3 protein-coding genes and 1 pseudogene are annotated in these 7,652 nt (G+C 41.5%); all 4 read right to left on the bottom strand.

Going from position 1 to position 7,652, the window contains the following annotated elements; all coding sequences use genetic code 11:
* Positions 1–743 (bottom strand): annotated as a pseudogene (locus F7D73_RS08570) (OmpA family protein); the annotation flags it as partial.
* A 27-nt stretch (positions 744–770) separates the two neighbouring features.
* A complete protein-coding gene (locus F7D73_RS08575) occupies positions 771–3,464 on the bottom strand; it encodes an Ig-like domain-containing protein (protein ID WP_153123895.1) in 2,694 nt (897 codons plus the stop codon).
* Between the two features lie 21 nt (positions 3,465–3,485).
* A complete protein-coding gene (locus F7D73_RS08580) occupies positions 3,486–3,881 on the bottom strand; it encodes a hypothetical protein (RefSeq protein ID WP_153123891.1) in 396 nt (131 codons plus the stop codon).
* A 194-nt stretch (positions 3,882–4,075) separates the two neighbouring features.
* Positions 4,076–7,594, bottom strand: a complete 3,519-nt coding sequence (locus tag F7D73_RS08585) for a PL29 family lyase N-terminal domain-containing protein (RefSeq protein WP_153123893.1) — start codon at positions 7,592–7,594, stop codon at positions 4,076–4,078.
* Positions 7,595–7,652: the final 58 nt, after the last annotated feature.

Here is a 7,652-nt window from a genome sequence, read left to right on the forward strand (position 1 = left end):
GCTGGAGCTGGTTCTGGTTCTACTGGCTTCTCCTTCTTGGTAGCACTCTTGCCCAAGTTGATGCGGAGACCAGCGAGAGCGTTGAAGTACCAGTCTGGGTTGTCAGCGTTCTTTGAGTTGTACTTATCAGTGGTGATGTTGGCGTTACCCTCAATCATGATGCTGACAGCCTTGCTAACCTTGAACTCCAAGTCGAGACCCGCACGACCGAAAGGACGCACCTTAGTGCCATCCCAAAGATACTTCAAGTTATACTTGTCGAGGTCCTTGATGTGAGCACCAATCTCGTTGGCCTCGTCATTGCCCCAAGCGATGTTGGCACCACCGCCAACAAATGCAGTTACGTTGAACACACGGTTAGGATTCCAACCACAGAAGAGGTTGCTGAGGTTGAACATGAAGTCCAAGCCCGGAGCCACATAGTTGAACTTGTAGTCGGCAGAGAATGGAGCATCGCCCACCTTGTCACGGTAAGCAGCCCATCCTCCCTTGCTCTGCCAGCCGTTAGCCTGCAAGCGCATACCGAATACAGGAGAGAACTGGTAGCCCAAGCCCAACTGAACGTTAGGAGAAATCAAGTCACCAAACTTAGCTTCACCGAGTGTGTACTGAGCACCGCCCTGGAGATCCAGGAATGCGTGCTTCTTAAACTGATACTCATTGCCATCCTTGTCTGTGTAGGTGGCCTGTGCCATTGCAGCAGTGCCCATAGCGAGCATAGCTGATGCCATAAATAATTTCATTGGTTTCATAACTTAATACTATTAAAATTATTTTTTAATAACTTTCTTTCCATTAACAATGTAAATACCAGGCTGGTTGATCTTGGTAACCTTGCGACCATACAAGTCATAGATGACTTCATTCTCAGCACCATTGCCCAATTCAACATCTGTAATGCCAGTTGTGTTATCCACATCAACAGGAATAACAGTGCGTGGATTTGCAACGCAAGAGCTAGCAGAAACTTGAGTTTTATCCATCAGGAACTTACCAAAGTTTATATCACCATAGGTACCCTGTTCAAATACTAAAGCATATTTCTTTGGACTGAGATCACCAGACTCAATAGGTGTATCAAGAACAAGTTTCAATGTTGGAGTTGTCGGATCGGATGGATCTACATACTCTTCCATGTGTCCGGTACGAACTGTTGCATTATTATCAAACACTGCAATTCTTACGATTCTATCCTTATTGGCAACAATACCATCATAAAGACCACTATAGTTCTTAATCAATACGTTATTCAAATCAGTATCCTTAACTGGTCCATTTACTTCTGGAGAAATCTGAATGGCAGTATATGTAAAGTTGATGCCAGCATCATCAGGAGAACCATTCTTCCCGATAGTAAAGGATACCTTGATAGCCTGAGTCTTCACTTCCTTTCCATCCAACTCGTAGTGGAATGTACCTTCAGGGATTACCAACCAATAATCACCCTTTGCAAGATCTTTCAAAGAAATGGTAAACTGGTTGTTCTTACCTTCAACAGCAGCAAACTCAACATCCTTCTTACGCTCATTCTTCATATTAGCAATATAAGCGTCAGCATCTTTAGCCACAACAGCCTCATTCAGCTTATCAAAAGTAAGTACCAAAGGAACTGTGTTATCAACTACGATGCGTGACTTCAAAGAATAATCAGTATTTACTGTCTTGATTGCTTCTGCTGGCATATCAGTCTCTGTAAAGACGAAAGCACTTGAAAGCTTGTGCTGATAATATGGCACAGCAATAGAAGCATCAGTCTGATAGAGCCCCTTCTCATGATTAGCCAATGCATAAGCAGGCATTTCTTCACCTAAAGAGTTCTGACAAACTCCATAGATTGAAAGTGAGCCAAGCATCTTTTCAGCGTCATACTCAGCACCTTCCTCCAATATAACCTGAGCAGAATCCAGTTTTGCAATGGTCAGATTAACTTCCTTTGAAGTAGCATCTTCAACCAAGCCACTAATAGTCAACATCTTGTCATCAGCATTCTTCAAGCAGACGATGCCATTATTATTGGTAGCCTCAAAAGCCATCGCTTTGGCTTCATCTTCTACAAGTGACAGTTTGTTTTCAACAACGCCAAGATACAACTTCTTGTTTTCAGCATTGACATTGGCAATATGGTACCACTTCTGGCTTGCAGGAAGAATGATTTCCTTTTCAGCATAATAATCTTTCAAAGCTTTGCTCACATCTTCATCAGTCGGTTCACCTTGAACCAATTCTTTCAATGCTACATAAGCAGCACTGGTCTCTGCTGGATAACCTACACTCTTATTAGTAACAAGTGCCTTAGCCTTTTTGAGTATCTCAGAATCGTCAATCACATATTTCAACTCAAAAGCAGAGTTTGAACGCTCCAATTCTGTGTCTCCCTTCATACCATTGTAAACAACCTTAGCGGGAACAACCAATGTATAAATTGCCTTATCAGTAATTGGCTCTGTTCGATTCAAGATATTGAAGTTTACCTTGGTTTCATCAACCTTGGCTGCTTTTACAGACAAATAAGGTTCACCATTCTTCAACAAACGAATATTGGCGGTTTCATCAACAAAGCCAACTGTCTTACCAAAATCGGCAGTAATGTTGAGTGGCAGTGTAAGAATATTACCCTGCTCAGGTGTAACAGAAACATAATTGAAAGGAACCTTGATAGTTACCTTGATCTTGATTTCCTTATTTTCAAATCCATCCTTGTCTTTAAAGCTTCCAGCAGGAACAGTAATTGTATAATCACCATCCTTTGCAATAGGAGTAGAAGCAACCAAAGTCACAACATTATTCTGGATGGTAGCTTTCAGATTTTGAGAATTAGTACCATCTGAAATTGTAATCTTCGAACCATCCTTAACAGTCATGGCATGGTCGAAAGTAAGATGCAACTGATTAAATGCATCTATTACACTACCATCAGCAATGTCACTCGTTGCATCCAAAACAGCTGATGGAACAGTATAATATACGGTTATCTTTTCTATTTGAGCAGCAGAAAAACTGTTTTTATATACTAAGTCATGGATTGGTAACCCATCGGAGTTAATCCATGTTCTATATCCATCAGTCTGAGTTCCAAGTTCTTCATCATCAACTCGCAAATCTCCAACAGAACTTCCATCAGAGAAAGAAACTCTTTCTAACTGAGCATCCTTTGGAGCATGAACCTTCAAATTCGCTTGTTGGCAAACTCGGAGATAATAAGTAGTAACACCAGTCCAGATATTGGTAAAATTATAGATGGAAGAACCCAGTCCTTGTTTTCCAAGATCAAAATCGATGGTGATATCCTTATTGGTAAAGGTCTTATCTGTAATATTGATTTCCTCATTATTACCAGATGGAGGAGTAATAGCAGGATTCAAGCCCAGCGGATAGCTGAAGTCAAATTCTGCTGTTCGCTGTATCTGTGCAAAACCTTGAACAGATACCAAAGTCATTAGTATGGCAAACAAAGATTTCTTCATAATAGATAATTTATATCATGATTAGCGCAATGTCATATCAATTTGATCGGCTGGAGTCTTCACACAGAGCTTCCAAGTACCGTCAACCTTTACAGGATTAAACATGTACGATGTTTTTGCAGGTTCCGGAGTACCAGCCTGTTCTGCTGTAGCAAAGGTTACTGCATACTTTACATCATTACAACCTTCCAACTGGAACGAATAATAGATACGAGTATATTCCAACACTGGGAATGTCTTAAACTTGTTAAGATATCTTTTTCTTGTCTTCTCAGAGAGAGGCTTGATTTCCTGAGTAGAATCAGTATACTCATATAGACTAGCCAAAACATGATTATAGTCTTTAGCCTTCAGCTGCTCCATAGCAGTATCACAAAGCTTCAACATTTGTGCTGTATCCTCTTTGCTCAGTTCCATTCTGAATTCTTCAACTTGCTGTTCGCGGCTTTTCTTTTTATCACCACTACAAGATCCGAAAGAGAGAATCAATATAAGCGAAAGAGAGAATAATATAAGTTTCTTCATTTCAAATATGATTTAATGAAAAGAGGGTGTGCCGCTCTTTTAGGCACACCCTCTGATTAGAGCTATTTAAAATCTTTTAAATAGGATTAGTCACCGATAGTTGGCTTGATTGTAAACTCAACCATTCTTGTGAATGAACCCCACTCATAAGTAATAGTTACAGGAACCTTAACCTTGAATGTTTCAACATTACCACCATTGTTGTAGTACCAGATAGTACCGAACTTAGCCTTGTTTGCAGTCATGTAAGCCTGCAAAGCAGCGTTCTGGTCAGCACTGTTGTATGCTCTCAAATCGTTAGTGTAAGTAATCTTACCAGCTGTCTTAAGATCAGTAGCAACGCCAGATACGTTACCGCACTTGAGCTGAACATCACTGCTTACCTTATCCAATGTAGTCCAGTTACCACCACCAAGAGTTGTCTCAACATTCTTAGGTGTTGTATCGATTGTGATAGACTTCACATTGTAGTAACCCCAGAACCAGAGGTGGTCACCCCACATGTTACTCTGGTTAGCAATGCAGTCGTTCTCAGACTCAACAGCCTTGTAACCACGCCAGTCGTACAACTTGAAGAGGTCGAGAGCGTAGATGCAGTTACCGTTAGTGTTAGCATCGATAACAGGCTCTGTAGCAACGTCAATCAAGTTGATAGGACGCTCCCAAGCTGTCAAGAAGATACCATCCTTAACGTACTGAGCAACATTGCAAGAGTTCTCAGCTACAACACCAACCCAAGAGCGCAACTCTGTCTGGATGTTCTTGTTGTTAAGCATATAGCCAACCTTGTTCAATACTTCCTTAGTAACATCATCCTTAATCAAAGTGATCTCGCTTGTAGCAGGATTCAAAGTAGCGATATGTGTATAAACACCATTCTTAACTGCGTAAAGTTTAGTATTCTCAAATGCACCAGCATTGTACTTAACAGCGCAGTTAGCCAAAGTCTCCTGCAATTTAGCCTTGTCGAACTTGTGGCTATCAGTTACATAGTTGCAATACAATGTATTGTATTTAACATCAGCAGCACTGCTCTGTGGAGTAATTGTGTAACCACCAACTGTTACTGCCTCTGGCACGAAGTAGTACTTGTGAGTAGCAGTAATCTTAGCAACATTACCCATCAAAGTAGAAGTTACCTTACGGCTGATAGCATTAATGTCACCACCATTTGTAGGCTCCTTAACATCGAAGATAACAGCCTCATTACCGTTTTCTGCACCAGTGAGAGTCTTCCAATACTCAGGAATAATTTCACCGAATGCATAAGTCTTGCTATCACGTGTCAATGTGTATGTCAACTTGATATAGATGTAAGGATACTTAGCCTTAGCATTACCAACGTAACGTACATAACGAGAAACTGTTACAGGATATGACTTAGCGTCATGTGTCAACTTCTCCAATGTAGCTGCGTCGATGTGCCACTTGAATGTATGGTTAGTTGTACCCTCAGTATTACCGAAGTACTCGATATTACCAATTACATCCTCAACATCAGTAGTACCACCCTTAACAGGAGCATCCTTGAACATCTTCAAATTCAAAGTAGTGTTACCTACTGCATCTGAACCGAAGTTACCCTTAGAATCGATAGTATACTGCTCATCGAAATCATTCTTAGTCATATTCTCGAGACCCTCTGTCAAAACAGTAGCAGAGAACTGTGACCATGTTGAGTGCAAGTTATCGATACCATTGCAAAGGTCGAATGAACCCTTATCCTGGTGCAAGTCAATCTCCTTGTTAGGAGCAACCTCAGGGTTCTGACGTGTAATGTGAATCAGGATATAGCCATCCAAAACAACCTCATTACCACGCTTAACGAGAACCTGAACCAATGGCTCACGGTCGATTGAAGTAGCAGACTCAGAAGTTGGTTTACCATCCTTATCAACGTTCCAAGCACGGAGGATACCATCCTTAGAAGTCTTTACACCTGCAGCTTCGTTAACCCACTTAGCATAACGGCTATCGATTGTATTGTTACCGTCAACCTTGTAATCAACGAGGTTGAACTCGTATGTCAAGCCCCACTGCTTAGCCTCATTCAATGACAACTCCTTCAAATCCTTACCATAAGAAGTACCGTCAAAATTAGCAACATTCTCTACCAAGAGGTGAACACCAAGGTAGTCTGCTATATTGATACCCTCAGCACTGTTATAGTAAAGCTCCAAAGCTGCACCAGCACGATCAGCCAAAGCCTCATTTGGAGAATCGTATACGTGAACCTGAGCAGCAGCATCCCCACGTGTAGTACCGAAGTAATTAGCTGTTGGGATACCCTTCTCATCACCGTAACGGTTATTGTCTGCGCCCAACTGGATGTAAGTAGGCTTCTTTCTCCAGTACAAAGCCTCGAGATATGCCTTCTGTGGCTGAATCAAAGCGTAGTCAGAAGTAACGACACCCTCAGCAACAGTGCTAGCAGAAGTCTTAGCCTGAAGAGCAATAGTATTAGCCTTGTTCTGGTCGTTTACTGTAGGATATGCATTCAACTTCTCAGGATGCTCAATCTGCAAACCAGCAGTTACAATACCATTATTAGTATTGAAGAGAGCGTTACCTGCATCATCAAGCTTTGGAGAAGAAATCTTACCCAACTGCTCAGCAGTAGCACGTGTATGATAGTTGTAGATATTTGGCTCCAAGAGGTTGTAACCCTTGATATCTTCCCATACCATATCAGCATTAGATGGGTTCATGTGATACTTAACACCCCATGCTGGACCGTAGTTGAATACAGTAGGGAGCTCTTCACCACTAGGTTTGTTAGCCAAACGGTTAGGGAGATAATCATCGATATCAGTAACTCGTTTGTCCTGGTGGTTCTTGTCACTCAAAGCAGTCTTATGAGTCAAGTACTTACCATGCAAGTAATCGTAAGTTACAGTCTCGATACCATCCAAGTAAATCTTTGGCATGAATACCAAGCTTGTAAGATCACCAGAGAGAGAGATAACTACTTTCTCACCAGCAATACCCTTTACACCAGCGAGGATCAAGTTAGTCTTATCAAGAGTAGCAGTAATTACGTCAGGAGTTTCCTGAACGAACTTAACATTGCTCTGCTTTACCTTCTCGCCATTCTTATAAATGTCGAAGTAACCTGTCTCAGCGTTAGGAACGTAGTACTCATAAGAAGCAGCAGTTGCATCAGAACCAGCAGCTCCAGCTGGACCCTGAGGACCCTGAGGACCCTGAGCACCAGTGTCGCCCTTGTCGCCCTTATCGCCCTTTTCGCCGTCCTTACCAAGAGCCTTGTAAGTGGTCTTTACGCCATCCTTCATCCAAAAGCCATCGTCACTGATAGTCCAAACAGTACCAGGAGTACCATCAACACCATTAGTACCATTCTTAATGTTGAAAGACTGACCATTGCTCAATGTTACAGTAACACCATCTGTAGCTTCTGAAACAGTCTTGATGACACCACCACCCTTAATCAGATCTTCGATCTGCTTGATAGCAGTAGCATTAGCATCAATCTGCTTTTGCAAATTGCTAATGTCGTCATCGTAATCCTTACAAGAAGTAAAGGTACTTACAGATGCAACTGTCAATGCACCCATAAGCAGCGCGCTAAAATACTTTCTTTTCATACGATAAAATTTAATTAAAAATATTAATTGTTAACTTTAAGTTCTAAACTTTCTCTGT

This window comes from Segatella copri (assembly GCF_009494395.1).
Taxonomy (GTDB): domain Bacteria; phylum Bacteroidota; class Bacteroidia; order Bacteroidales; family Bacteroidaceae; genus Prevotella.

Excerpts from the sequence above, each read along its gene's own strand:
- F7D73_RS08580 (WP_153123891.1), bottom strand. The coding sequence starts at position 3,881 with ATGGAACTGAGCAAAGAGGATACAGCACAAATGTTGAAGCTTTGTGAT.
- F7D73_RS08575 (WP_153123895.1), bottom strand. The coding sequence starts at position 3,464 with ATGAAGAAATCTTTGTTTGCCATACTAATGACTTTGGTATCTGTTCAA.
- F7D73_RS08585 (WP_153123893.1), bottom strand. The coding sequence starts at position 7,594 with ATGAAAAGAAAGTATTTTAGCGCGCTGCTTATGGGTGCATTGACAGTT.